Annotated in this window: 28 protein-coding genes; 27 read left to right on the plus strand and 1 reads right to left on the minus strand. The window is 40.1% G+C overall.

What is annotated here, in order from left to right; genetic code table 11:
• The 6 genes from K1X76_11310 to K1X76_11335 all read left to right on the plus strand — a co-directional run.
• Window positions 1-242: hypothetical protein (locus tag K1X76_11310; GenBank protein MBX7149651.1), on the plus strand; the 242-nt coding region annotated here is incomplete at its 5' end.
• A 127-nt stretch (window positions 243-369) separates the two neighbouring features.
• Window positions 370-1386, plus strand: a complete 1017-nt coding sequence (locus K1X76_11315) for a flippase-like domain-containing protein (GenBank protein ID MBX7149652.1) — start codon at window positions 370-372, stop codon at window positions 1384-1386.
• A gap of 65 nt (window positions 1387-1451) precedes the next feature.
• The gene (locus K1X76_11320) at window positions 1452-1790 is read left to right on the plus strand and encodes a BON domain-containing protein (protein ID MBX7149653.1); all 339 of its coding nucleotides are present in this window, start codon (window positions 1452-1454) and stop codon (window positions 1788-1790) included.
• 150 nt (window positions 1791-1940) lie between these two features.
• Complete coding sequence (locus tag K1X76_11325; GenBank protein ID MBX7149654.1) at window positions 1941-2492, plus strand: TetR family transcriptional regulator; 552 nt, start codon at window positions 1941-1943, stop codon at window positions 2490-2492.
• A gap of 26 nt (window positions 2493-2518) precedes the next feature.
• Complete coding sequence (locus K1X76_11330) at window positions 2519-3292, plus strand: electron transfer flavoprotein subunit beta/FixA family protein (GenBank protein MBX7149655.1); 774 nt, start codon at window positions 2519-2521, stop codon at window positions 3290-3292.
• Window positions 3293-3386: 94 nt separating this feature from the next.
• Complete coding sequence (locus tag K1X76_11335; protein MBX7149656.1) at window positions 3387-4361, plus strand: electron transfer flavoprotein subunit alpha/FixB family protein; 975 nt, start codon at window positions 3387-3389, stop codon at window positions 4359-4361.
• A 13-nt stretch (window positions 4362-4374) separates the two neighbouring features.
• Here the strand turns inward: K1X76_11335 and K1X76_11340 are convergent, their stop codons facing one another.
• Complete coding sequence (locus K1X76_11340) at window positions 4375-5112, minus strand: hypothetical protein (protein MBX7149657.1); 738 nt, start codon at window positions 5110-5112, stop codon at window positions 4375-4377.
• A 191-nt stretch (window positions 5113-5303) separates the two neighbouring features.
• Here K1X76_11340 and K1X76_11345 point away from each other — a divergent pair, with 191 nt between their 5' ends.
• From K1X76_11345 to K1X76_11445, 21 genes are all read left to right on the plus strand, one after another.
• Window positions 5304-6323: an RDD family protein gene (locus K1X76_11345; GenBank protein MBX7149658.1), complete on the plus strand. Its 1020-nt coding sequence runs from the start codon at window positions 5304-5306 to the stop codon at window positions 6321-6323.
• Between the two features lie 11 nt (window positions 6324-6334).
• Window positions 6335-6763 (plus strand): hypothetical protein, encoded by a 429-nt coding sequence (locus tag K1X76_11350; GenBank protein MBX7149659.1) that lies wholly within the window; start codon window positions 6335-6337, stop codon window positions 6761-6763.
• 175 nt (window positions 6764-6938) lie between these two features.
• Window positions 6939-7184 carry a hypothetical protein gene (locus K1X76_11355; protein ID MBX7149660.1) on the plus strand — a complete coding sequence of 82 codons (246 nt, stop codon included), beginning with the start codon at window positions 6939-6941 and terminating at the stop codon, window positions 7182-7184.
• 387 nt (window positions 7185-7571) lie between these two features.
• Entirely contained in the window at window positions 7572-8135 is a 564-nt protein-coding gene (locus K1X76_11360; GenBank protein MBX7149661.1) for a hypothetical protein, read from the plus strand.
• Window positions 8136-8142: 7 nt separating this feature from the next.
• Complete coding sequence (locus tag K1X76_11365) at window positions 8143-8616, plus strand: hypothetical protein (protein ID MBX7149662.1); 474 nt, start codon at window positions 8143-8145, stop codon at window positions 8614-8616.
• Between the two features lie 426 nt (window positions 8617-9042).
• Window positions 9043-10557 (plus strand): hypothetical protein, encoded by a 1515-nt coding sequence (locus K1X76_11370; GenBank protein ID MBX7149663.1) that lies wholly within the window; start codon window positions 9043-9045, stop codon window positions 10555-10557.
• 5 nt (window positions 10558-10562) lie between these two features.
• Window positions 10563-10853, plus strand: coding sequence for an AgmX/PglI C-terminal domain-containing protein (locus K1X76_11375; protein ID MBX7149664.1), 291 nt, complete (start codon window positions 10563-10565; stop codon window positions 10851-10853).
• A gap of 28 nt (window positions 10854-10881) precedes the next feature.
• On the plus strand, window positions 10882-11232 hold the full coding sequence (locus tag K1X76_11380; protein ID MBX7149665.1) for a hypothetical protein: 351 nt from the start codon (window positions 10882-10884) through the stop codon (window positions 11230-11232).
• A 317-nt stretch (window positions 11233-11549) separates the two neighbouring features.
• On the plus strand, window positions 11550-12902 hold the full coding sequence (locus tag K1X76_11385) for a hypothetical protein (GenBank protein ID MBX7149666.1): 1353 nt from the start codon (window positions 11550-11552) through the stop codon (window positions 12900-12902).
• A gap of 312 nt (window positions 12903-13214) precedes the next feature.
• Window positions 13215-13892 carry a DUF4410 domain-containing protein gene (locus K1X76_11390; protein MBX7149667.1) on the plus strand — a complete coding sequence of 226 codons (678 nt, stop codon included), beginning with the start codon at window positions 13215-13217 and terminating at the stop codon, window positions 13890-13892.
• Window positions 13893-14114: 222 nt separating this feature from the next.
• A complete protein-coding gene (gene xerC / locus K1X76_11395) occupies window positions 14115-15071 on the plus strand; it encodes a tyrosine recombinase XerC (GenBank protein MBX7149668.1) in 957 nt (318 codons plus the stop codon).
• A gap of 24 nt (window positions 15072-15095) precedes the next feature.
• Window positions 15096-15632 (plus strand): ATP-dependent protease subunit HslV, encoded by a 537-nt coding sequence (gene hslV, locus K1X76_11400; protein ID MBX7149669.1) that lies wholly within the window; start codon window positions 15096-15098, stop codon window positions 15630-15632.
• A gap of 1 nt (window position 15633) precedes the next feature.
• Entirely contained in the window at window positions 15634-17061 is a 1428-nt protein-coding gene (gene hslU, locus K1X76_11405) for an ATP-dependent protease ATPase subunit HslU (GenBank protein ID MBX7149670.1), read from the plus strand.
• Between the two features lie 9 nt (window positions 17062-17070).
• A complete protein-coding gene (argB, locus tag K1X76_11410) occupies window positions 17071-17949 on the plus strand; it encodes an acetylglutamate kinase (protein MBX7149671.1) in 879 nt (292 codons plus the stop codon).
• A gap of 179 nt (window positions 17950-18128) precedes the next feature.
• Window positions 18129-19343 (plus strand): aspartate aminotransferase family protein, encoded by a 1215-nt coding sequence (locus tag K1X76_11415; protein ID MBX7149672.1) that lies wholly within the window; start codon window positions 18129-18131, stop codon window positions 19341-19343.
• On the plus strand, window positions 19340-20245 hold the full coding sequence (argF, locus tag K1X76_11420; protein ID MBX7149673.1) for an ornithine carbamoyltransferase: 906 nt from the start codon (window positions 19340-19342) through the stop codon (window positions 20243-20245). Before K1X76_11415 ends, argF begins: the two co-directional genes overlap by 4 nt.
• A gap of 10 nt (window positions 20246-20255) precedes the next feature.
• Window positions 20256-21455: an argininosuccinate synthase gene (locus K1X76_11425; protein MBX7149674.1), complete on the plus strand. Its 1200-nt coding sequence runs from the start codon at window positions 20256-20258 to the stop codon at window positions 21453-21455.
• A 62-nt stretch (window positions 21456-21517) separates the two neighbouring features.
• Window positions 21518-22867: a TolC family protein gene (locus K1X76_11430; protein ID MBX7149675.1), complete on the plus strand. Its 1350-nt coding sequence runs from the start codon at window positions 21518-21520 to the stop codon at window positions 22865-22867.
• Between the two features lie 43 nt (window positions 22868-22910).
• Window positions 22911-23606, plus strand: coding sequence for an ABC transporter substrate-binding protein (locus K1X76_11435; protein ID MBX7149676.1), 696 nt, complete (start codon window positions 22911-22913; stop codon window positions 23604-23606).
• A gap of 2 nt (window positions 23607-23608) precedes the next feature.
• Window positions 23609-25036, plus strand: a complete 1428-nt coding sequence (locus tag K1X76_11440; protein MBX7149677.1) for an alkaline phosphatase family protein — start codon at window positions 23609-23611, stop codon at window positions 25034-25036.
• A gap of 172 nt (window positions 25037-25208) precedes the next feature.
• Window positions 25209-25479: hypothetical protein (locus tag K1X76_11445; GenBank protein ID MBX7149678.1), on the plus strand; the 271-nt coding region annotated here is incomplete at its 3' end.

Below are 25479 nucleotides of genomic sequence, written 5' to 3' on the forward strand. Positions count from 1 at the left end.
ATAACTTGGGATATATAGGTGTTACGTACGTGCCTAAAAAATTACACGCTGCTTATTGGAAAGCTTGTGACGAAGTGCTCCATACCTTTGGCGAAAAAGCGAATGTGGAGATGGTAGTTAATTATCTGGGTAAAGAGGGTGTACCTGTGACTATCTGTGATGTGAGTGGTTCTACCTGGATTGAAGTGGATACACCGGAAGATCATAAAATTGCGCTTACAAAATTGGAAAAACTTGTTTAATTGATCAGTATTTTTTCCCCCTCCTTTGTAAGGAGGGGCCAGGGGAGGTAGTCGGAGTTGGCTACCCCCTATAGTCCCCCTTACAAAGGGGGACAAAGAAACTACCAAACTGACAAAAATTATATCCATGAACAATTTTATAAAGGGGAAGAAATTATTCTGGCTTAAGGCCATCTTTTTTGCCGTGGGTGGTGTGGTGCTCACGTTTTTTATACGTAAGTTGGGTGTTGATAAAATTCTTAACACCATCATCGATCTCAAATTCTACGCCATCCCGCTTATTATCAATTCTTTTATCTGGTATCTTTTGTATACCAGTGCCTGGCGCAATTATTTTGTTAATCTCAAGCATCAAATCTCTTTCATACACATGCTCAAAATTAAAATCTGTGGTGAGTCGGTAAATATCATGACGCCACTTAATTTTATGGCGGGTGATCCGGTGCGGGCGTATTTGCTTAATCACCCTCTGGGGCATTCCACTAAATTTAGCTCTATTATTGTTGATAGGCTTTTGCATATTACGGCCACATTTAGCTTTGTGTTGGTAGGGATACTTCTTACTTTTACGGAAGAAGCTGTTCCGCCTGCGGTACGCTGGGTTCTATTGGCTTTTTATAGTGTGCTTTTGGGGCTTATAGGTTTTGTTGTGTACGAACTGGTGGCCGGGCATGGCATACGCCGTATTCATAAGTTACTTAGTTTTTTACGTTTAACCCGTAGGTTTCCACAATTAGAAGATTCGTTGGGTTTAATCGGGGAAGAGCTAAAAAGTTTTGCAGGGGGGCGAAAAATTTATTTTTTGTATGCCTATATTTTTCATCTTTTAGGCCGCACCCTGGGTGCTGTTGAGGTAGCCATTATTTTTCATTATTTAACGGGTGATACTCATTTTCTCTTATCTGTTATTCTGGCAACCCTTACTTCGGTTGCCTTTTTTGTTTTTTCGTTTATCCCTGGTGGTATCGGAATTGTTGAAAGTATGTATGCCGGTTTCTTTTATTACCATAAGCTCGATCCGGCTCTGGGTGTATCCATGCAACTTATTCGCCGGTTGCGGGCTTTATTTTGGTTAGGAGTAGGGCTTGTGCTGATGAACCTGGCTAAAAAGCCACCTAGTAGTGAAGATTTACAACGCACATAAATTTTCATTTGACAGCCATGAGTTTTTTTGTTGAACAGATATCATAATCATTTCGGGAGTTTTTTATGAATTTTGATGACATGTCTGATGAGGAAATTGTTGAATCGATTAACGAAAGTTTAGCGGAAGATGGCCGTATCACCACCGATTATCTTAATGTGGAATGCGTGAACGGAAAACCCATCGTCAGCGGCCGTGTTCCTAGTGACGAAGAGCTTCAGGTATTAGATGAGATTATGAAAGATGTACTGGAAGTGGAAGCCTACGAAAATACCGTGTGGGTGGATGATAGCCTTGCTTTTGAAGGATCGGAAGACGAAGAAACCCAGCCTGTTTCTTTTGACGAAGAAGAAGGAATGGAGCCCGATGACGGATTTGAAGGCTCCGATGAAGACGACGAATAGGCCTGTAATTCTTACTGAAAAAACCCTCTCTTAAACCTTGACAAAGCCTGCCAATAAGATAATGAATGGCCATTCATTTTTGGAGTGGTTCACGTGTTAGCCGAGAAAAAAGCAGAAAAACGCAGTGTTAGTGACAAAAGAGAAAAAATCATGCAGGCGGCAATTAGTGTCTTTGCCAGCCAGGGGTTTTTTAACAGTACGGTAGCGGATGTGGCCAAAGTGGCCTCGGTTGCCGACGGAACCATTTATCTGTACTTTAAAAACAAGGACGATCTCTTAATATCCATATTCGAACAGAGTATGGACATGTTTATCGATGAAGTGAGCGATAAAGTAAAAGAGGGCGGTACGCCCCAGGAAAAGCTTAAACGTTATATTACGCTTCACCTGGAACTGGTTCAAAAAAACCAGGATTTGGCGCAAGTTATCCAGATTGAACTACGACAATCGTCCAAGTTTATGAAGGAATATGCCAACGCCAAATTTTTTGAGTACATGAATATCCTTCAAGTCATTATAGAAGAAGGGCAGGCCAAGAATGTGTTTAGACAAGATGCCGACCCCGTAATTTTAAAACGGGCCATCTTTGGTGCTATCGATGAAATGGCGCTGGAGTGGGTGCTGATGAAACGCAAGCGTTACTCTATCGAAGACGCGGCTCATCAGGTGTATCAGTTATTTACAGAGGGATTAACGATTTAAGTTTTAACACTATAGGAGACTATAATATGAAAGTTGCAGCTCTAATCAAACAAGTGCCCGATACCGAAACCAAAATTCGCGTGAAAGCGGATGGCAGCGGTATTGAGGAAGCCGATATTAAATACATTATTAGCCCTTATTGCGAATTTGGTGTTGAAGAAGCCATCAAGCAAAAGGAAAAAGCCCAGGCCGAAACCACCGTTATCTCATTGGGTGGCGATAAAACCGTAGAAGCTCTGCGTACTGCTTTAGCCATGGGTATCGATAAAGCTGTTCATATCGATTCGCAAGGTCGTAGCTTTGATAGCTACACCACCGCATTAGTTCTTTCTAAAGTAATTAAAGAACGTGGTTTTGATGTGGTGTTCTGCGGCAAGCAAGCTATCGACGGCGATATGGGCCAAGTAGCTCAGATGTTGGCCGAACTGTTGGATGCTCCTCAAGTGATGATTGCCGAAAAATTTGAACTTGCGGCCGATAAAACCTCCGCCACCATCACGCGCCGTATCAGTGGCGGTGCAAAAGAAGTTTACGACGTAAAATTCCCTGCTGTAGTCGGTTGTGAAAAGGGGATTAACGTACCCCGTTATGCATCGCTTCCTGGCATTATGAAAGCTAAGAGTAAACCGGTTGAAAAATTAAACGCCGCCGAATTATTGGGCGATGTAGCTCCGCTTGTAACCTACAAAAATTACCAGCTGCCTGCTGAACGTGCTGCGGGTAAGAAACTGGAAGGTGAACCGGCCCAGCAAGCCGCTCAATTGGTAAAATTATTACGTGAAGAAGCAAAAGTAATCTAACGAATGTGCTGAGGTGCTGAGGTGCTGAGGTGCGTAGGTTAAAGAAAAAATCTTAACCTCCACACCTACGCACTTACGTACCTATGCACCAAAAATTATGGCAGACATTTTAGTATTGGCCGAAAGTGCCGAAGGTAAAGTTAAGAAAACATCGCTGGAACTGGTGAGCAAAGCTCACGAGCTGGCACAAGGCGGAACTGTTTCGGCTATCTTGTTAGGTTCGGGAACAGCTGCTTTAGCTAGTCAATTAGCTCCTTATGGTGCTACTAAAGTTTACGCGGTGGAAAGCGCTTCGCTCGATAAATATAACACCATTGCATTTACCAAAGTGCTCACCGAAGCTGTTGGGAAGATTAATCCTAAAATTGTTTTGGGCACATCATCGGCAGTGGGTAAAGATTTATTCCCTCGCTTAGCGGCTCGTTTAAAAGCAGGCCTTTCTACCGATTCTACCGATCTTAAAGTTGAAGGTGGAAATTTGGTAGCCCGTAAACCTGTTTATTCGGGTAAAGCGAGTGTCGAAATCGCGTTTAATTCTCCCATTCAATTAGCAACCACCCGTCCTAACTCGTTCCCTACAAAAGTAGTGAGCGAAGGTGCTACCGCTACAGCCGAAGTATTGGCTTTGGATGCCGGTGAATTGCGTGCTGTCATGAAAGAACAGGTTCAAGGTGCTGTTGGTAAAACCGATTTGACCGAAGCCGAAATTATTGTTTCTGGTGGACGCGCTATGGGTAATGCCGATAACTTTAAAATCCTCCAAGACATGGCTGCTGTTATTGGTGCTACGGTAGGTGCCAGCCGCGCTGCGGTTGACTCTGGTTTTGCTCCTCACGATATGCAGGTAGGTCAAACCGGTAAAGTGGTGAACCCCAAGTTGTACATGGCCTGTGGTATTTCCGGTGCTATTCAACACTTGGCCGGTATGCGTACCTCTAAAGTGATTGTAGCTATCAATAAAGACCCCGAAGCCCCCATTTTTGGCAAAGCCGATTATGGTATTGTGGGGGATTTATTTACTTTAGTTCCTCTATTAACAGAAGAATTCAAAAAAGCGGTAGCGGAGTAGGACCTGTTTCGGGTTATAAAGCAGATTGATTATACAAAGGTACGCTCACTCTCTTTTTTGCACTCAACCAAAAAGTAAAAAATAAAACCCATAAAATTGTGGGGGCTAAGAAATAAAATGCTCCCATGATAAGGGATAGTATTAAAAAAGCCATACTAAGCACCAGCGGAAGCCCAAAAATAATAATCCAGACCCAATGTGGCCTTGTGCTTTTTAAGAATACTGGGAAAAGGGGCGTTTTTTTATATTCAATCCAGCCCATTACCGAATATAAAATAAGCACCAAAATAAAAAACAGACACATTGGCGGCAGAGCCATTAGGGGTATTCCTATGGAATCAGCCCATATCGGCACTTCTTTCCGCAAGACAGTTAAAATTAGACCAAACAAAAAAGAGAGGACCAGTCCTATAGCAGCCATGAAACCTAGCAAAACAATTTTTGTTGGGGAAGGAATGATAATGTTTCTAAAATCAGCAGAAGATTTTATCGAGTAAATTTTTAAGAAAATAAAAAGCATGACCGACAGTATGAGAATGCTTAAAGCATAGTCTTGGAGTTTGTATTTAGGTGTTAAAAGAGACTCGCGAAGTTGATGATAGTTTTTTTGCAAAGCCTCTTGTTCGCTTGGATTATCACTACCGAGGTAAATTTTATTAAAGGCTTCCAAATCTTTATAAGGCTCCATCTGAAAGGTAAAAGCCAACACACCTAAACACAAACATATAATAAGAGAGAGTATAGATTTCATTATGTTATGAGCAATTAAGCAAATAACATACGAATAACAATTTATTTGTTATTGCGCTTTAATGCATTGCGTCATAAAAAATTAAGTTTTGTACTTGATAGAAGTCTTAAAATCTTCAAGAAGGAGAGACATACAATTATATATATTCTCATGCCCGACAATGATGTTCAGTACCGATTGACCAACGCTATATGAATATAGAAAATACAGAACCTGCCATTCCTCTCAAAAAACCTTTCGTAGGTATTTGGATTAGAATTCTTTCTGATTTCTTAGATATTTTCCTGTTAAGCGTATTAGCATTTGCCGTGACCTTTGTCTTTCGCGACCATTTTGAAAAGCTCGGTGAAAAGGGAGTATGGGTTGGTTTACTTATTACTTTCTTTTATACGAGCCTACTCCATTCATCTTTAGGGAACGGACAAACCCTATCTAAGAGAATTCTAAAAATTCAGGTTTTAGATTTAGATGGAAAGCCATTGAATCTTAATAAGTCCTTTTTAAGATCTCTGGTTATGGTTACCATGGTATATGGCGACAACATCATTGCAGCATTTGGGATTTTAAATTATCCGACTTTTCAAATGATCTGGCTGCTCATTGATATTATTCTTATCATTGGTGTTTTTCTGTTAACCGCTTTGCATCCCTTAAAGCGGGGGATACATGATTTAATTGCAGGAAGTATTGTTGTTAGAGTAAATCAATATAACGAGGGTATCCTTAAGCATGCTGCTGATCCGGCAAAAGTAAAGAGGGTATTTATTATAAGTTTATTTGCTACCCTGCTTATATTTAGTGGTTGTTTATATTTTTTCGCTCAAAATCGAGATAGTCTCACACCTTATTTAGAGCTGAGATCAGTAATTGAAGAAAATACTCATTTCGAAAACATAGATATTGTTCATAATACCGCAATATTTAATAATAAAAAAACTGTGCAGTTAAACCTCTCGGCTTTTCTATCAAAGGATTATTTTGAGGAGGAGGAAAAGCGAATGACCGAAGTTAAAAATGCCGTGCAAGCACTTTTAAAAAATGGAACTTTACCAAAAGATTATTCTAAGATTAATCTAAAAATAAGATCCGGATTTAACATAGGGATTGCTTCTTTCTATACCACTGTACTTTATCAGGCAGATCCAGAGGGGAACATTACTTTGGTTGGTGGGAGCCCAGCTTTAAAAGACTTTCTCAAACAAAAAAAATAGAGATTTTATAAATGTTAAAATTTAAAAAAAGAATCTATTTTAAAATAATAATATCCTTGATAACTACGTATCTGATTTTACATAAATTTATTTATATTGAAATTCTTGTGCCTCAACTGGGGCAAATGTTCAGCATCAATTTTATATGGTATTTCATTTTTTTGTTACCCATTTTTATTGTCTGTATCTGGATAGGTATACAAATTAAAGATATTAAAGAGCTTATTTATTGTTCGATTTTAGGAGCTGTTATTACCATAACATATATATTGGGTTGTGCCTTTTTTGGAGTTCGACCCTTTCTTAATTATTATGATGACACTTCAGTCATTGTAGGGGTAGGGGTGGTTCAATTTTTATTTTCTGTCCCGTTATTTATTTTTCTGTATGGTATTCCCTTGGTGGCTGGATTTTTTTTAAGAAAAAAAAGAGAAGAATGAAGAATTGTTTTTTCATTATTACGTAGCTCAATAAGAGACACGATGACAAAGCGTTTGAACATTAGCAATTGAAAATAAGGCGCCCAAAGATGACTTTTTGCGTGATGAAAAAAATATTTTTTTCTTGATATGCCTTTAAAAAGCGTGAAGAAGAAGCTGGCACACAAGAAAAAATATGGAGGATCATGGGATAGTGAAAAAGCGTTACCTTGCAGTTTATGATTATGGGATGGGTGGAATTTGGTGTTACATTCATGCCGAATCGGCAGAGCAAATCGAGAAACTCTATCCGGAGTTAAAGGTTATTGAGAAGGAGCCGGATTGGCATCAAGGTGAACATCGGACCATTACTGAGGAGAAGTTTACATACGATATTGATAAGCCTACCGGCTGGTTATTGAATCTCGTGAATTCACGGTAAAAGAAAATGTCGTATTATCTGGCGATCTCAAATTCAGTATTTTATGTAAGTCTGGAACGAAAAAACGATAGAGGTTTTGTTATGCTCATGGATTGAAAGAGAATTTAGAAAAAATTGATGAATGAATTTGTCCCCAGTAATTATTAAAGGAGCAGTATGACCTTTGTGGTTATTTTTAACGGGTTCTTATTTTTGGCATGGGCTAGGGGAAAGAGAAATATAATTCCAAGATATTTTAACTTGCTATGCCCGTTAAAATCTTGAAGAAGGAGAATCATAGAAATGAGGATCGTTTATGGCAGACACAAGTTCCATTCAGCCAGTAGTAGTTAATGAATCGGGCAAAACTCTAAGGGGATATTAAATATTTCTGAGTTGATTGATAAGGTGGTTCAGATTCTTGTTAATCTTGATCCTTCCAAATTTCCGGATATGGAAGCGATTTTTTTAGTGAAAATGTGGCTTAATGTTTATACTTTTGGTGAGGCTTATAAAGATTGGATAGGTCAGGGAAATCCACCTTTTTTTAAAGAAGACGTCACTTTGGATTTTGTAACAACTATCTTGGGACATTTAGAAAAAGGAGATATTAAAATTGAAACGCTTCCTGAAAATAGTACAGACGCAGCCGCATATAATCATAAAGAAAACACCATTTTTATTCCTAATGAAAATATTGTTAAGCCTCATATGGAAAAAATTAAAGATTTTTCTTCTTACATGGCAATATTGCATGAGCTTTGGCATGCTTATCAAGACAGTCAAAAAAGAATTGGTTCAAATACAAATATAGAAGTGGAAGCAGAAGTTTTTGGCATGAAAGCTATGCTCATATTAGAAGGGGAAGATAAGTTAAGAAAGAGTATTAGGGAATCCCAGGAATCTTTCACCCAGCTTGCCATTCAACAATTACCGGAATTTCAAGAAGTAAGAACAGCTTATAGCTTGTAGCAGACAAATGATTGATCCCTCTAAGGAATATTTCCAAAATTTAATAGTCATGAGAGAACGGTTTTTGGATTATGCTAAAAATGAACTCGAAAATGGTCCCCTCGATGACCAAGAGCAGTATGATACTTTGCTCCATTTATACTCTTTCCAAGATATTCATAATTCACTTTTAAAAGTTAACCTAAGCTATTTCAATCAGTTTCAGAATAACCCTTTAAGCATCAACCACAAAAATGTCACTCCTGCCAGAATCCGACTTTTTGCGAAAAGATTTTTAGGGCTCCCTGATCAACCAGATCAATATCAACTCAAATTTCTAAGTGAGATTTTTGAATCGGTGAGGCAGTTCTATCTTTGGTATGTTCTTTATTATGAGGACAGTGCAAAAGAATATTTTGACAAAAAAATCTATCCTAAAATGCTAGGCAAGTGGACCACATTGCTTGAAAAAAGTACGATTGCGCTTGATGGGATTGAGTGATTTTCATTCGATGCCATCAAATATAAAAGGTACAGATTTATTTTTTGTCATAAGAGTTTCAAAGGCAAGAGGTAAAAGCATGTGTCTATTACCTCACAAGAAACAGCTTTGATAATTTTCTGATAAAGCGGATAAGCATTTTTGTCCTGCGATAAACTATTGTCGATTGTACATTCGGCCATATTTTTTCCTCTCAAGAATGAATCCCTATATTGTGTTGGAACACGAGAATCAAGAGAAAGTAGCCTGACGTGTTGCGTCATGAAATAATGCATGATGGGGGGCTGGCAAACAGATTATTGCCTATATTCAAAAAAAATATTAGCAGTGAATTAGCAACTTTTGATAATTTCAAACGATAATAAACAAGTCAATGGAGGCATGAAAGCTTATTAAGCGATGCCTTTAAAAAAATAAGGAGATTGTATGTCACTGATTAAAGCCTATGAAGCTTTCAGCAAAGCTTATGCTTCATCCAAAAGTTTAGAAGATAATTGGATTCAGGATGTTGATGTTTCTGGCACGAGAAACAACACACCCCTTGAGAATAGGGCCCTTCAAGCTTTGATGGATTCTGTTTTATCAGATGACAAAGCGAGTGATGATTTTGCGGTATGGAAAGATAAATTTCCAGCGGTGCAGTTTCGCTCTGGGTTTTGGGAAGATAAATTGACAAGTCTGGATGGAGCTTGGACCCGATGGGCGGTTGGGTTTTTGCAAAATAACGAAATTAATGAAGATAATAAAGCCAATGCCCAATTGATTGTTGAAAAACTTGATTCTCTCGATTACGAGTACAATGCCGGTATTCTCCCCAAGGCCTATGCCCTCTATAAATCCGATGATGCGGCATTACGTCAGCTGAGTTATCAAATTTTGTCTCATTTGAATGACAACGAATTGGCCAAGCAAAAAGGCATTTTGTTTGTTGGTCTTTTAAAAGATGGGATGGAAGCCGAGGCCAGCTCTTATGGTATTTCCTCACAAGATCAGGTGGATGTTTTAGTGTCTATTGCCAACGCTACCTTCCCCAAGAAGTTTGATACCGACAATATCGCATCTGTACAAGATGATGCAGCTACCGTTGGTGATGCCCTTTCAAAGCTGTTGGCTTTGGCTCAAGCTGACGCGACACGGCCTTTTGTTGATGTTGCTCAAGATAAATTATTAACCTTGGCGCACCAGACATCCGATGTAAGCCATAAAAAAGGTTCTCTTCAAATTTTGAAGGAGATCATTACTGCTGATGAAATAGAAGGTCTTCTGGATACTCTTGTTGCCATGCGTTTTGATGATCCTCAAAATGGGCAGACTATTTTTCTTATTGAAAAAATTTTTGAAAAAACAAATTGTGAGCCCGCAGTCATCATCACAAAATATCTTTCTCACTGGAGCACTGATACCAGACGCTCCATTGTTTCGTATGCTCAAGACAAGCCTGTTGCCATGCCGCCTGTGAAAGCAAAATTGGCTGAAGAATTTGAAGCTGTGGTGCGCACAGGTGGTACAACAGGGCTTAGCACTATTGTTGGTTTGATGAATACTTTAGATGCAGCCTGGTACACAGCAACTTTTGAAAACCGCTACAAAGATTTAACCAAACCCAAGCCGGCCGAAGAGGCTGAGAACAAAAAACTTTTGGGTGCACTTAATGATCCCAATAATCAACTTAGCTCGGGATTGGATGCTTCACTCTCTTCTGGCATAGGTGGTCTTATTGGATCACGGGGCACACAGATGGGTTCCGGTGGTCTGGGTGGCGTGGTGGAGGTTTGGGTGGTGGTGGTACAAAATCGGGTCTTGGCGGATTGGGATCAAGAGGCAGTGGCCTTGGGGGGAGCGGTACGGGAGTTGGAGCTGGAGAGTTTGGCAAAGGAGGCTCTTTGGGGTCTAGCAGTACGAGGGGTGCCACCGCTTCTGCCGGTGAAGCTGTTACAATAGGGACTATGAGTCGTGACCTTATTGATGCTGTTATCAAATTAAAAATGTCCCAGATCAAATATTGTTATCAAAGGGAATTGCAAAATGATCCTTCTTTAGCAGGCAAAGTGGTTGTGCAGTTTACAATTAAAGCCGATGGAACGGTGGATGCATCCAGCGTTAAAATCCACACCACAACGTTAAACAGCCCTGCCGTAGAGAAAGCTATTCTCGATCGTTTTAAGCTAATGACCTTTCCAGAATCTTCAGGGGTCACCGTTGTGAAGTACCCGTTTATTTTTTCACCGGGGAATTGATGGATGTGAAATATCAAAATATTTATTTATGGCAGAAAATATTTATTTGCAAAATTTTTCAAACAATTCCCAAAATGGCCAACAATGGCTGGCAGATAAAAATAAACTTAACGACCCAAAGGCCATACGTGCCATCAAGGCGGCATTTGATACCCAATGGCGGGATATTTCTACCAACGAAAAATGTGCCGATGCCGTGCAGTACAGAGATGACTTAATAAAGGCCTATCTTGCGCTTAAAACCCGGTACACAAAGTTGCCAGCTTTAGCAACTCAATATCATTCGGTCACAGCCCCGGTTCTTCCAAAAACATTACCTATTAATAAGCTGGATCAATTTTTTACTCTTTACACCAGCCTTTTGCCCGAAAAAAAATAGCTAAAGAATTAGCACTCAAACTATTTTATCAAATTAACATTTTACCTCATACCGTACACTCAACCTCTTGTTCTTGCCATGCTACTGGTGCCGTAATAAATGCCGAGGTAACCCAACCCATCGAATCGATAACAGCTTTTCTTTCCAGTAGCAGAAAGATTCAAGAATACACTTTCACCCAATGGAAAAAAGCTCCCGATTTTCCTTCCGGGTTAACAGCCCTTACTCTCGATCAATTGCTAACATTATTACAAAGTAACCCAACAAGCATCATACCAACAAAATTGGTATGGAAAAAAACGATTCATGTGGGTGACATGAGCGCAACAGTTGGCGAAAACACGCCGCGTACCATCAGTTTTGCAAGGGAGGTGCGGCCGGTTGGAGAAGAATCCATTGTTATTTCTCCCACAAAAATAACGTCAGAAACCGGACAAGTCACCCTCACTTTCGAAAGTATCAACTGGACAAAAGCCTCCGACTTAACCCGTATTCACGCTAACCCTCAGGATTTCTTACGTCCTTCTATAGCTTATCTATACCCATTCGATTACAAAGGGACTGTCCCCCCAAACGAAGAGTCAATAGCTGATTGGCAAACCACACATAACATCAGTAATGGTCACCCGTACTTTAAAACGATAACGCCCAAAGCAACCAGCAAACAATCGCCCTATGATGTACATACTGTGGAGTTGCCTTCGGATAGAGAATATATAGTGGCTGTTGTGGCTGGTGCACGGCATGAAGCGGGAACCACCAAGCTACATCCCAGAGATCCGTATGATAATTTTGATGTGACCGTTGAGAGTGATGCTTTTGCTATTGCAGCCGATGTGAGTAAGCCTGTTGCCGAAACCGTTGTTTTGGGCGATGAATTCTCCAAAGTTACCCAAATATTGCCCGATGGACGCATTGTGGCTAGTGGTGCCATCCCTGGAACTGCCAATTCAAATAAATCTGATGAACCCTATCCTCGCTTGTCGGGCCGCGTCTATGCTAAATATCATCCACAAGCCCTGGATAGCCAAGCTCCTGCCAATCAAACAACACGTACCTTTGAAGTTACGCCAGGCAAAACCTATTCGTTTAATACCGTATTAAGCGGTATCGATTTAGGAGGCGTCATCACCATACAAAATGGTGATCAAACAATTAAAATAGATATTACACCATCAAAAATTACCTACACTGAAAACAATACGATAGTGGCAATCGATGATTTTTCTGTGAAAAAGCGAGTTTTTCAAAAAGCTCATGTTCTCAATCAACCACGTGAATTAAACGACAAACCGTTCGGACTTGTGCTATCACACAAACAAGAAGCCGATGAAGCCATGCCACAAGGCTGTGTTTTACCTTTCCAGGAAGATACAACCTATATTCCCATCCAAGACTCTGAAGGAAACTGGTATTTGGCAAAATTAAAAAGAAAAGGAAATGATCCTTATCAGTTAAAAACGATTGAAAGAGTGGATGAAAAACTGGACGCCACTCAAGTTTTACTCGGTTATCAAACAGGGTCCATTAAAACAATCGACTGGAATTTTAAGGCTGAAAGCGCTGCAATCACAATCACCTTTACTTCTTACCCTGGTTCAAACACCACAGTAGCAGGCACTCTGGACGAACTCCGTTTTGATCGAATCCGTTTGGAAGAAGTAAAATAAATCCCCAAGAACCTCGGTGTGGCCTAGATGAAACGGATCATTGCAGTTTTTTAAAAAAAATCGCTCTTAGTTTTTGGGGTAGGCCGCGTCATCCAAATAGATAGAGGCAAAAGCTTCTATCAGAAGCCTATCGACTCAATCTTCAAAATGATACGCTGCGTCATAAAAAAATATTTTTTTCCTTGATATGCCTCTATAAAAGTTGAAGAAGTGATCTCATACCGTATAGCAATCAATATACAGGAGATGGGTATCATTCTGTTATTATTTATTCAAATTGAGCAGATTTTCATAAGGAGAAAAAGGTGTGTGATGAAAACAAAAAATCTCAAAATAATTCTGGCAGTTTTAATGTGCTGTACAGCACTGGCTTGCGGCAGTACTTCCAAAATCAAGCCGGCTACCTCACAGTCCACAACGCCTTCTACAACCAAAACCAGTACACCCTCATTGGCTTTTGATTTATCACCCTATGACAGGGTGATGGTTGAAAACTTTGTGGATCAGGCGTCTGACAAGGAAAAAAAGGATTACAAAAGAGAAAAAACAAAGCAGGCTGTACAAAAAGCCTCTGGTGATTTTGCCACTTTTATTGCCGATGAAATTAAAGCCAGGGGTAATTTTTTGGAGGTGGTTCTTGCTGGAGGGCTTATTGATGAAAAAACCCTGGTTATTTCCGGGCAAATCACGCGTTTGAAGGAAGGTAATAGCACAGCCCGCCTTTTGGTGGGTTTTGGTGCCGGGAGTGCCGTGTTTGATGCCAATGTGGAGTTTCGTGACGGTTTTTCTAAAAACCTGTTGGCAACTGTTGTTGTTGATAAAAATAGTTGGGCTTTGGGAGGTTGGTTGGCAGCCAAACAAACCCCGGAAGATTTTATGAAAGAAGCCGCTAAAAAAATTGCTGAAAATCTATATCAGATGCGTCCTAATAAGCCACCTGCGCGATTCCCAAGCATTTCTGTACCAGCATCTCCTGCTATTTCTAATTAGGCTGTAAACCAAACGAGGTAGTATTAAAAAAGTGATTTCATGAAAAAATTATTCACTTTAGCTATTTTTATATTTTCAAGCTTTCTTTAGTTTCAGGGCCCGCTTTAATCCTGGACCGGATGGCTGGTATTGCTTGTAATATCATTTATTTATCTATAATTTTTTGTTGTGTTTTAGGGCCTATTGATGCTAAACCCGCATCTTTCCAGTAGTTAATGCTATATGGCCACTTTACTCAACAACTCTTCAGAAACAGCCCTCTTTTCCATTGAGCCACATTTGCATGCTTTTGGGGAATCGCTCACACTCGAGAAGGGATCTTCATCGCATACCATTAAAAATTACCTGCACGATCTCGAAGAATTTGTGGCCTATCTTAAAAAATTTCAGCCCGAAACTATGGATGGCGATTCTATTAAGCTATCGCACATTAATCCGCTTATTTTACGTAGCTTTGTGTCTGTTCTTTTTCAAAAAAATAAACCAACCAGCATTGCGCGCAAGTTATCGAGCTTAAGAACTTTTTTTGGTTACTGGGTAAAAAAGGGGGCTCTGTCCCAAAACCCGGCGCGGGCTATTCACTCGCCAAAAATTCCTAAAAAGCTGCCTAATTTTTTGGATATAGACGAAATGTTGGGAGTACTCAATAAACCCTCCGAAGAAAACTTTAGAAGCAAGCGCGATATGGCCATTATGGAACTTTTGTACTCCAGTGGCCTGCGTGTAAGTGAGCTTGTGGCACTCGATTTAGAGAGTATCGATTTTTCTGGCCGCTTGGTACGGGTGTTGGGCAAAGGTAAAAAAGAACGGATTGTGCCAATTGGTGAAAAAGCCGTTAGCCGTTTGATTGAATATTTACCTTTTAGGGAAGAAATGCTGAAGTCTACCCAGGCCAATGATGTAAAACCTGTGTTTTTAAACTGGAGAAGCGAGCGCTTATCGGTACGCAGCATTCAGCGCCTGGTGCGTGATATCATCCAGAAAAGTGGGATTGGTAAAACGGTATCGCCGCACGTGTTGCGCCATACCTTTGCCACACATTTATTAAATCAGGGTGCTGATTTACGAAGCATTCAGGAGCTGCTAGGGCATTCAAGCTTATCGACCACGCAGAAATACACGCATTTAAATCTCGATCAGCTGATGAAAGTTTACGATCAGTCTCACCCTAAAGCTTAACTTTATATAATTAGGTATAAGCATATGAAAGAAAAGATAAGATCAACAACAATATTAGCTGTTAAACAAGCTGGAAAAGTAGCGATTGGTGGGGATGGGCAGGTAAGTCTTGGTAATACTGTTATTAAGTCGAACGCCCAAAAAATCCGCAAGATGCGTGAAGGTAAAGTGATTACCGGTTTTGCGGGCTCTACCGCCGATGCCTTTACCTTATTCGAAAAATTTGAAGCCAAGCTAGGCGAGCATAACGGTAACCTTACTAAAGCTGCTGTTGAGTTAGCTAAAGACTGGAGAACCGACCGCATGTTGCGTCGTTTGGAAGCTCTTTTGATTGTTGCCGACAAAGATCATATTTACACTTTATCGGGAAATGGCGATGTGATTGAACCGGATGATGGTATTTGTGCCATTGGCTCGGGTGGTTCTTATGCTATGTCCAGTGCCAGGGCCTTGATGCGTAATACCAGCTTATCGGCCAAAGAAATTGTAGAAAAATCTCTCCATATTGCGGGCGAGATTTGTATTTATACCAACGAAAATATTATTGTGGAAGAACTATAGTATGAGCGAAACCACCATTAAAAATTTTACTCCGCGCGAGATTGTTTCCGAGCTCGATCGTTACATTGTAGGCCAGGCCGAAGCCAAGCGGGCAGTATCCATTGCCATGCGTAATCGTTGGAGACGTTTGCATGTAGAGCCCGATCTTAAAGACGAAATTGCACCCAAGAATATCATCATGATTGGGCCTACCGGCGTGGGAAAAACTGAAATCGCCCGGCGTTTATCCAAGCTTGCTAATGCGCCTTTTATTAAAGTGGAAGCCTCAAAGTTTACCGAAGTGGGTTATGTGGGTAAAGATGTGGAATCGATGATACGCGAGTTGATGGATATTGCTATCAACATCGTGAAGGCCGAAGAAGAAGCCAAGGTACTTGTTAAGGCTGATGAGAATGCCGAAGAACGGATTTTGGATTTGTTACTGCCTAAAAAGGAAAAGAAAACCAAAACGATTCCGGCTGATCCTTTTGGAGATCATTTTGTGGAGGTTAAACCCGAAGCCGAAATTGAAACTGAAGAAGAATCAACCGATGCCACACGCGAAAAGTTACGTCAAATGTTGCGGGCGGGTAAGCTTGATAGTCGTTTGGTGGATGTTAATACCGAGCCCCCGCAAAAGCCCATGGGCATACCCATGATTGAAGTGATTTCCACCGGTGGCAGCATGGATGATATTAGCCGTAGTGTTAAAGACATGTTTGGGTCTTTTATGCCCAAGGGGAAAAAATCGAAAAAAGCCAAAGTGCCCGAAGCGTTAAAGCTGATTAAAGAAGAAGAAGCGCAGAAGCTGCTTGATATGGATGAAATTACCAAGCTGGCCATCGAGCGCACCGAGCAATCGGGTATTGTGTTTATTGACGAAATAGACAAAATTTCGGGACGCGAAAAAGGCGGGGGACATGGCCCGGATATTTCGCGCGAAGGTGTGCAACGTGATATTTTACCCATTGTAGAAGGTAGCCGGGTTACAACTAAATACGGCGTTGTTAAAACCGATCATATTTTATTTATTGCAGCCGGCGCTTTTCATGTTTCTAAACCATCCGATTTAATTCCGGAGTTGCAAGGGCGTTTCCCGATTCGTGTAGAGCTGAACTCACTCACCAAAGAGGATTTTTTACGGATCTTAACCGAGCCCACAAATTCGTTGGTAAAACAGTATAAAGCACTGCTTGCTACCGAAGAAATTGATTTAGTATTTGAAGATTCGGCCATTGAAGGTATTGCCGAATATGCAACAGTTGCCAACGAACAAATGGAAAACATTGGGGCCAGGCGTTTACATACCATTTTAGAGCGAATTTTAGACGAAATTTCGTTTACGGCCCCCGAAAAAACAGGACAAAAGTTTACGGTTGATCGCACGTATGTAAAAAAATGTTTAGATGATGTGGTGAAGAACCAGGATTTGAGTAAGTATATTTTATAGGACTAACGTATGGAAAACTTAATTCAAAAAGCAAAAGTATTGATGGAAGCACTGCCGTATATTCAAAAATTCCAGGGTAAAACCATCGTGGTAAAATATGGTGGTCATGCCATGGAAGATGAAGATTTAAAAAAGAGTTTTGCGCGTGACGTTATTTTGCTCAAGCTCATCGGTTTAAACCCCATTATTGTGCATGGTGGCGGGCCGCAAATTGAAGAAGTACTCAAGATGATGGGGATTGAATCCAAATTTCATCAAGGCGTGCGGATTACCGATTCGGCTACCATGGATGTAGTGGAGATGGTGCTGGTAGGTAAAGTAAATAAAGAAATTGTGGGTTACATCAATTTAAACGGCGGCAATGCTATTGGTTTTTCGGGTAAAGACGGCAATTTAATTCAGGCCGTTAAGATGGAACCTCAAAAAGTAAAGGTTACCAAAAAGACCTCCGAAATTATTGATTTGGGATTGGTAGGAGAAGTAAAAAAAATTAATCCTGATGTTCTTAAAAAGTTTGAAGGTGGCAATCTTATCCCTGTAGTAGCTCCGGTGGGTGTAGATGACACAGGTGAATCACTTAACATTAATGCTGATTATGTGGCGGGTTCTGTGGCTGCGGCTTTAAAAGCTGAAAAACTCATTTTGATGACAGATGTGGCTGGTGTGAAGGGTGCCGATGGTAAAGTGATTTCGCGTATTATTTCGTCGGAAATTCCCAAAATGGTGAAGGATGGCATTGTGAGTGGCGGGATGATCCCCAAACTTAAATGCTGCACCGATGCGTTGGAAGGCGGTGTGAGTCAGGTGCATATTATTGATGGCCGCGTACAGCATGCGCTTCTTTTGGAAATTTTTACGGATGAAGGGGTAGGGACGTTGTTGACGTGAACCGCCGTTTAGTTCGAAAACTTTTTATTTTTTAAACACGCTTACGCGTGGGACGACCCACGCGACGCTCCGCTTCACTTGATTGGATCTATTAGATCCCGATTGTTCCAATCAAGTTCAGAGGGTTTAAAAAATAAAAAGTTTCCAAACTAAATGGCTCTCTCTTGGGTTTTTTTGATATGAATGCAAAGATGAAGAAAATACATCAATTGACGGAACAGTATGTTCTTAAAACTTATGGTCGACAGAGTTTTGTGGCGACTCATGGGAAGGGTTGTTATTTGTTTGGGGCGGATGGCAAAAAGTATCTTGATTTTGTTTCGGGTATTGCTGTGAATGGTTTAGGCCATAACCATCCTAAGATCACTAAAGTTATTACGTCTCAGGCTAAAAAGATTCTTCATTGTTCTAATCTCTATCATATTCCCGAACAAGCTCTTTTGGCCGAAAAACTCTGTAAGCTGACGGGCTTATCCAAAGCTTTCTTTTGTAATTCCGGGGCAGAATCGGTGGAGTCGGCTCTTAAGCTCGCTCGTTACTGGGGAACACATTCGGGAAATTCTGATAAATACGAAGTGATATCCTTTAGCCAATCTTTTCATGGCCGGACGATGGGTGCTTTAAGTGCGACGGCGCAAAAGAAATACCAGGAAGGTTTTGGCCCGCTAGTGCCGGGCTTTAAAGTGGCCACTTTAAATGATATTGAAAGTGTTAAAGCTCAGATAAGTGCGAACACCTGTGCCATTCTTGTAGAACCCATACAGGGTGAAGGCGGTGTGAATTTATGTACGAAAGAATTCTTACAAAGCCTGCGCTCGTTGTGTGATGCAAATAAGATACTTTTAATTTTTGATGAAGTGCAAACGGGCGCTGGACGGACAGGATATTTTACCGCTTCAGAATATTTTGGTGTAAAGCCCGATATCATGACCATTGCTAAAGCCTTAGGTAGTGGTGTTCCCATTGGTGTTTGTTTGGTGAATGATATCGTTGCCTCTATTGCCAAGCCTGGCATTCATGCTTCCACCTTTGGCGGTAATGCGCTCTCCGCCGCTGTAGCTTTGGAAACCGTCAATATCGTTTCGGCCAAAACTTTTTTAAAGGATGTTCGGAAAAGATCTGATTTTTTAATGGAAGCTCTTCGCACGATGGCTGGTAAGTATGATGTGATTAAAGAAGTGAGAGGGGCGGGTCTGATGATTGGTGTGGAACTTCACTCTGAAGATGGGCCGCGCATTCAGGAGTATTGTTTTTCTAAAGGTATTTTAATCAATATCATTCAAAATAAAATCATCCGTTTGGTGCCGGCGCTGATTGTTTCTCAAAAACAAGTGGAAGAGGTTCTTTCCGTTTTGGATGAAGCTTTTGAAAATTTAGGAAAGGCCGCTGCATGAAACGCGATGTTTTAGTACTCCGTGATTTAACTGCAAAGGAAATTACGGCCATTATTGCACGCGGCATTCAGCTTAAAAAAAATAAAAAACCTTTATCGGTTTTAAAAGGTCGTGTGCTGGGCTTAATTTTTGAAAAAGAATCTACGCGAACACGCATTTCATTTGAAGTGGCCATGACACGTTTGGGTGGCAGTGTGGTGTATATTGGCCAAAATTCAAGCCAGTTATCGCGTGGTGAAACCTATGCCGATACAGCCCGCGTGTTGTCGCGTTATTTAGATGGTTTAGTATTACGCACTTTTTCCCAGGAAGGCCTTAACGAAATGGCTATTCATGCCGATATCCCTATTATTAACGGCTTAACGGACGATTTTCATCCCTGTCAACTCTTGGCCGATTTAATGACCATTACCGAAAGGAAAAAAGGGAAACTTTCAAATTGTGCGGTGGCCTATGTGGGTGACGGTAACAATATGGCCAATACCTGGATTGAAGCGGCCATGCTTCTTAAATTTTATCTGCGTTTGGCTTGCCCTCAGGGTTATTATCCTCAAAAATCTTTGTTAGACGAGGCTTCTCAATTTTCTAATATCTCTATTACCACTAATCCCCAAAAAGCTGTAGAGGGTGCCGAGTTTATTAACACCGATACCTGGTTTTCAATGGGGCAGGAAGTAAGCAACGAAAAACGTGCTGTTTTTGCTCCTTTTCAGGTTAATAAAAATTTGCTGAGTTATGCAAAAAAAGATGCGTTGGTTATGCATTGTTTGCCAGCCCATCGCGACGAAGAAATTACCAGCGATGTACTTGATGGACAACAGTCTATTGTATTTGATGAAGCGGAAAATCGTTTGTATGCACAGATGGCGCTTCTTGAATTTTTAATGAAAAGAAAAAAATAGGAGACTTATCATGGCAAAAGAAAAAGTGGTTTTGGCATATTCTGGAGGTTTAGATACGTCCATTATTGTAAAATGGCTTATTGAGGAAAAAAACTTGGATGTAGTTTGTTTTGCTGCCGATTTGGGACAAGAAGAAGAGTTATCGGGTTTACCCGAAAAAGCAAAAAAAACTGGGGCCGTTAATATTTATGTAGATGACCTGCGTGAAGAATTTGTACGTGATTTTGTATTTCCTATGCTGCGCTTTAATGCCATCTACGAGGGAACCTATCTGTTGGGAACTTCTATTGCCCGTCCGCTAATTGCTAAGCGCCAAATTGAAATAGCTCAAAAGGAAAACGCCGCTTATGTATCTCATGGTGCTACCGGTAAAGGTAACGACCAGGTTCGTTTTGAACTTACATATTATGCCTTAAAGCCAGATGTTAAAATTATTGCCCCTTGGCGTGAGTGGAAATTAAATAGTCGCGAATCACTTATTGAATATGCCGAAAAACATGGGATTCCAATTCCGGTTACCAAAAAGAAACCCTATAGTTCCGATAGAAACCTTCTCCACATCAGTTTTGAAGGTGGTATTTTGGAAGACCCATGGAGTGCACCTCCCGAAGACATGTTTTTGCTCTCGGTTTCGCCCGAGGCAGCTCCCGATAAACCTGAAATTATTGAAATTGATTACGAAGCCGGTAATCCAGTGGCTATTAATGGCCAGAAATTAGGCCCTGCAGCTCTTTTAAAGCAACTCAACCAATTAGGTGGTAAGCACGGAGTAGGGCGTGTAGATTTAGTTGAAAACCGCTTTGTAGGCATGAAAAGCCGCGGTGTTTACGAAACTCCTGGTGGCACTATTTTGCATGTGGCTCACCGGGCTATTGAGTCGCTCACCCTCGACCGTGAAGTGCTTCATTTGCGTGACACCCTTATCCCCAAGTATGCAAGCCTAGTGTACAACGGTTTTTGGTATGCTCCCGAGCGCGAAATGCTCCAAAACATGATTGACGACTCACAAAAAAATGTGAGCGGAACCGCCCGTATTAAATTATACAAGGGCAATGTAACCCTTTTGGGTCGTAAATCGGTTAAAACACTTTTTAATCAAGAATTAGCTACTTTTGAGAAAGATAACGTATATCGTCAGGCCGATGCAGAAGGCTTTATCAAGCTAAATGCCCTGCGTTTGCGTATGCGTAAGCTATCGGGCCAATCATAGGCCTTAAATTTAGAATTTTTAACTTTAAATATTAATAAAACCCTATATAAAAGGCTTAATCCATGAAGTCTTTTATATCAAAAGTTATTGTCTTTATTGGTGTTTCCTTTTGCTTAGCACCTACCGCTTTTTCTAAAACGCTTGTTCTCAATTTTGCCCAGTGTGCCGACATGGCACTTCATAATAACGAGCAAATAAAAGCTGCCGATCAAGACATTAAACTTTCTAAAGCCAAACTATCGCAAGCCAAGCCAGGGATGATTCCGGTTGTTAAATACGAGCATCGCTTAGCGCCTGTTCCGGGTGATATTGACGATTCGGCCGGTAGTTTTTTTGGTGGAGATATCAGTATTTTTAACAATTTTAAAATTGAAATGGGTAGTGCTGTAAGTAGTTTTGGGAAAATTAAAACAGCACAGGAATTGGCTAAAATTGGAATTAATGCTTCTTGGTTTCAAAAAAGTAAAAAAGCCGATGAAATAATTTTAAAAACCTATCAAATTTACCAAGGTATTTTGCTAGCTCGTGAACTCAATCATTTAACAGATGAAGCAACCGACGCCATTCAGAAAAAAGTAAAAGCATTAGAAAATGACCAAGTTAAAGATCAACTTACAATTTTAAAATTAAAAATAGCGCTTATTGAAATTCAAAAACAGTCTTTAGAAGCTAAAAAGAACGAAAAATTGGCTTTGGAGGCCCTAAAAGTACAGCTCAATCTTGATCCTACTCAAAATATAGCATTAGCTGATGGGACTCTAACACGCTCTGCCTATTCAGTAAGAAGCCTCGATTACTACCTTCAAAAATCTAAATCATCCATGCCCGATTACAAATTACTTCAAGCTGGTGTGAGTGCCAAAGAAAAGCAGATTAAACTTGAAAAATTAAACTATGCTCCCAATTTGGGTGTCGGTGCTTTTTTTGATGTGGGACGGGCTCCGGGGATTACCGGTGGCGGAGACGAAAATAATTTTACCAATCCTTTTAATTTTACTAAGGCTGGTATTGGTTTACAGTTAAAGGGCGAGTTAGATGTTGTTAAAACAAAATCAAAAATTAACCAAGCTAAAGCCGATTATTTGCAAACCAGCTACAAACGCAATGCCGCTCTTCAGGGATTGGAGCTTGATGTAAAAAAAACGTATCTTACTGTACAGCAAAACAAAACGGTTTTAGATTATGTATCTGAAGAAAAAAAATCGTCACGGCAGATGGTTTTTTTAACTAAAAGTAACATGGATATTGGGGTAGGGGATCAAAAAGATTATGTTGATGCACTTCAGTCTTATATGACCTATCAGGGTTATGAATATCAGGCAATTTATAATTACAACGTAGCCTTGTCTGAATTGCGAGCTAAAGCTGGAGATTTTTATAACACCACCTCAATAAGTGATAAGATTATGTAAAGCTGCTAGGCTTTTTACCAAGCTAGCTCTAAGGAGAAAAATTATGAGAATTTATTTTTTAATAGGTATGGCATTAATTGTAAGTTTTACATCTTGTAAAAAGGAGAAAACTACATCTACTCAGCCTGTGGTAACACCACCAGCTCCAGTTGCAGAGGCTCCGCTTGTACCAGGACCTTCTATAAATTTTACTCCTATGGAGGCTATCAAAGATTTGGACAAGAAAGTTGACGGATATAAAACAGGAACAAATTTATCTAACGAAGATATTCAGGCCAACCAAAAACTTAAAACCCAAATTATTCGCGGTACCTTCGATTTACGCGAATTAAGCATTTTAGCTTTGGATAAACATTGGAATACTTTATCTGACAAAGACCGAAATCATTTTGTGGAATTAATGGTTCAATTACTGGAAAAAAAGGCTATTTTTTCAAAGGAACATGTTAAGGGAAATGATAAATCCTATAAAATTTCTTACTTAAGCGAAGAGTTTTTAGATCCAGAAAAAACTAAATCTCAAGTTGTAACACGTATTGCAGTGCCTTCAGAAAAGGTAGATTTACAAATTAAATATAAACTCAGACATTCATCTCATGGTTGGCAAATTTTTGATGTAATAGTGGATGATGCCTCTCTTGTTGATAATTATAAATTTCAGTTTGATACCATTATTACTAAGTATGGTTTTCCCGATCTTATTACTCGTATGGAAACTAAACTTAAGGAAATGAAGTAAAAGTGGTACAGCAATATAAGCGTTGTATCTTTATTTTAGCCGACGGCGCCCGTCCGGATGTGCTTCGGGAAGAGCTAAAACTTGGTAACCTGCCGCATATTTCTCGTTATCTTATTGAAAATGGTTCTTTTGAGGAAATGCTTACAGTATTTCCTTCTACTACTGGTCCTGCTTATTTCCCATTTATTAACGGCTGCCACCCGGGTACTTTTAATGTGCCAGGTATCCGCTGGTTTGACAGGGCAAGTTATGCTGAGAGAGGTTGGTCGTTTAAAAGTTTTAGAAGTTATGTAGGGCTAGAAACCTTTTTAATTAATCCAGATTCGAGTCAACAGTACCCCAGTATTTTTGATAATTCTGAGGATTCTTATAATATTTTAAGCGGGGTTTATAAGGGTATTCGCTTTAAAAATAACCTCACGGCACTTAGTCGTATTTGGTACTACTATTACGCGCACTTAACCGACCGTTGGGATTTTATAGACGAACAGATGTCACAAAAACTAATTTCGCTTATCAGTAAAAAACCGGAATATGTTTTTGTTACTTACCCCGGCATTGATGAAATTTCGCATCGTACATCGCCTTTTAGTGAACGCACCCGCAATGCCTATCATCAACTCGATCGACATGTGGGTAATATGATAGAAGCACTCAAAAATAACGGAATATATGATGACACCCTTATTGCTATGGCATCCGATCACGGATTATCGGAAACAAGCCGTCATTTTGACATCAGTCCTTTTTTGGATACCAAAGGCTATAAAACACTTTATTATACTCAAATATTTAAACGCAATGTGAATGCTGCCTCTATGGTATCGGGTAATGGCATGGCGCATTTGTATTTTAAATCTGAAAAGGGCTGGGACGAGCCTTGCTATTTTGAAGAATTGTCTCACAAAAGCTTACTTTTAGATGAAATACGTTTACGTCCCGAAGTTGATTTGGTGGCCTCTAAGGGAGGAGATGGAAAAATTCATCTTTTAACTGAACGTGGGCACGGCTATTTTAAAGTGCATGACAGTAAGGTAGATTATGAATGGAGCGGCTACGAACCCTTAAATTTAAATCTTCCGGAAAAACCTAAAAATGTAAGTATGAGTTTTGATGATAGTTATGCAAAAACGTTTAATACTCATTATCCCGACGTTTTTTATCAACTCCACATGCTTTTTAAATCTCCCCGTTCTGGCGATGTAATTGTTTCGGCTAAACCGGGCCATGATTTACGCGACAAATATGAAGTTCCTGAACATAAAGCCTCTCACGGCTCAATATGCCCAGAGCATATGAAAATTCCCTTCATTATCAATCATCCTATTACCAACAAAACAGCCATGCGTAGTATGGATGTGTATCCCACCATCCTAAAACTCTTAGGCAAAAACCTGTCTCATTCAATTGACGGGAAGAGTTTAGTGTGATTTTTTATAAATACTATTATAAATCAATAACTTAGATATATATTAGCAAGCCCTTAAAATATTCCCCCTGATAACACTTTGTTCTCACTTTCTGCTGCCCCCCCCCTGTTTTAACAACAATTTTTAAGTCCTTTTAACCGATAATTAAGGTGGGGTTGGATAGTGTTTGTATATGGGGAAAGTACGTCAAAATTATCACCATAAAGCGGCTTTTTTATCTGCCCAAAATGAGGGGGCATTTCAAAAACACGCAAAAAAAGCACCCAAGGTTTTGGCGCGTCCTGAAAATAAAGGGTCATATTTTACAAACGAGGCACTTCCTTCATTAACACCCCCACCTTCAAAGTTTTCTTTGCCTCTCCATCTTAAGCCACAGCTTCATATGTCGGCTCAAGAGCAGGTAACCCTTACACCAGAAGGAGTTGCATTTTTAGATACTATAA

It is taken from the genome of bacterium (genome assembly GCA_019695305.1).
In the GTDB taxonomy this organism is placed as follows: domain Bacteria; phylum UBA10199; class UBA10199; order UBA10199; family JAIBAG01; genus JAIBAG01.

Coding starts and splice junctions, on each gene's coding strand:
- K1X76_11315 (MBX7149652.1), top strand. CDS start 370: ATGAACAATTTTATAAAGGGGAAGAAATTATTCTGGCTTAAGGCCATC.
- hslU (MBX7149670.1), top strand. CDS start 15,634: ATGAGCGAAACCACCATTAAAAATTTTACTCCGCGCGAGATTGTTTCC.
- K1X76_11375 (MBX7149664.1), top strand. CDS start 10,563: ATGAGTCGTGACCTTATTGATGCTGTTATCAAATTAAAAATGTCCCAG.
- K1X76_11435 (MBX7149676.1), top strand. CDS start 22,911: ATGAGAATTTATTTTTTAATAGGTATGGCATTAATTGTAAGTTTTACA.
- K1X76_11320 (MBX7149653.1), top strand. CDS start 1,452: ATGAATTTTGATGACATGTCTGATGAGGAAATTGTTGAATCGATTAAC.
- argB (MBX7149671.1), top strand. CDS start 17,071: ATGGAAAACTTAATTCAAAAAGCAAAAGTATTGATGGAAGCACTGCCG.
- K1X76_11425 (MBX7149674.1), top strand. CDS start 20,256: ATGGCAAAAGAAAAAGTGGTTTTGGCATATTCTGGAGGTTTAGATACG.
- argF (MBX7149673.1), top strand. CDS start 19,340: ATGAAACGCGATGTTTTAGTACTCCGTGATTTAACTGCAAAGGAAATT.
- K1X76_11390 (MBX7149667.1), top strand. CDS start 13,215: ATGAAAACAAAAAATCTCAAAATAATTCTGGCAGTTTTAATGTGCTGT.
- hslV (MBX7149669.1), top strand. CDS start 15,096: ATGAAAGAAAAGATAAGATCAACAACAATATTAGCTGTTAAACAAGCT.
- K1X76_11325 (MBX7149654.1), top strand. CDS start 1,941: ATGCAGGCGGCAATTAGTGTCTTTGCCAGCCAGGGGTTTTTTAACAGT.
- K1X76_11385 (MBX7149666.1), top strand. CDS start 11,550: ATGAGCGCAACAGTTGGCGAAAACACGCCGCGTACCATCAGTTTTGCA.
- K1X76_11370 (MBX7149663.1), top strand. CDS start 9,043: ATGTCACTGATTAAAGCCTATGAAGCTTTCAGCAAAGCTTATGCTTCA.
- K1X76_11380 (MBX7149665.1), top strand. CDS start 10,882: ATGGCAGAAAATATTTATTTGCAAAATTTTTCAAACAATTCCCAAAAT.
- K1X76_11355 (MBX7149660.1), top strand. CDS start 6,939: ATGGAGGATCATGGGATAGTGAAAAAGCGTTACCTTGCAGTTTATGAT.
- K1X76_11365 (MBX7149662.1), top strand. CDS start 8,143: ATGATTGATCCCTCTAAGGAATATTTCCAAAATTTAATAGTCATGAGA.
- K1X76_11430 (MBX7149675.1), top strand. CDS start 21,518: ATGAAGTCTTTTATATCAAAAGTTATTGTCTTTATTGGTGTTTCCTTT.
- K1X76_11350 (MBX7149659.1), top strand. CDS start 6,335: ATGTTAAAATTTAAAAAAAGAATCTATTTTAAAATAATAATATCCTTG.
- K1X76_11340 (MBX7149657.1), bottom strand. CDS start 5,112: ATGAAATCTATACTCTCTCTTATTATATGTTTGTGTTTAGGTGTGTTG.
- K1X76_11330 (MBX7149655.1), top strand. CDS start 2,519: ATGAAAGTTGCAGCTCTAATCAAACAAGTGCCCGATACCGAAACCAAA.
- K1X76_11415 (MBX7149672.1), top strand. CDS start 18,129: ATGAATGCAAAGATGAAGAAAATACATCAATTGACGGAACAGTATGTT.
- K1X76_11345 (MBX7149658.1), top strand. CDS start 5,304: ATGAATATAGAAAATACAGAACCTGCCATTCCTCTCAAAAAACCTTTC.
- xerC (MBX7149668.1), top strand. CDS start 14,115: ATGGCCACTTTACTCAACAACTCTTCAGAAACAGCCCTCTTTTCCATT.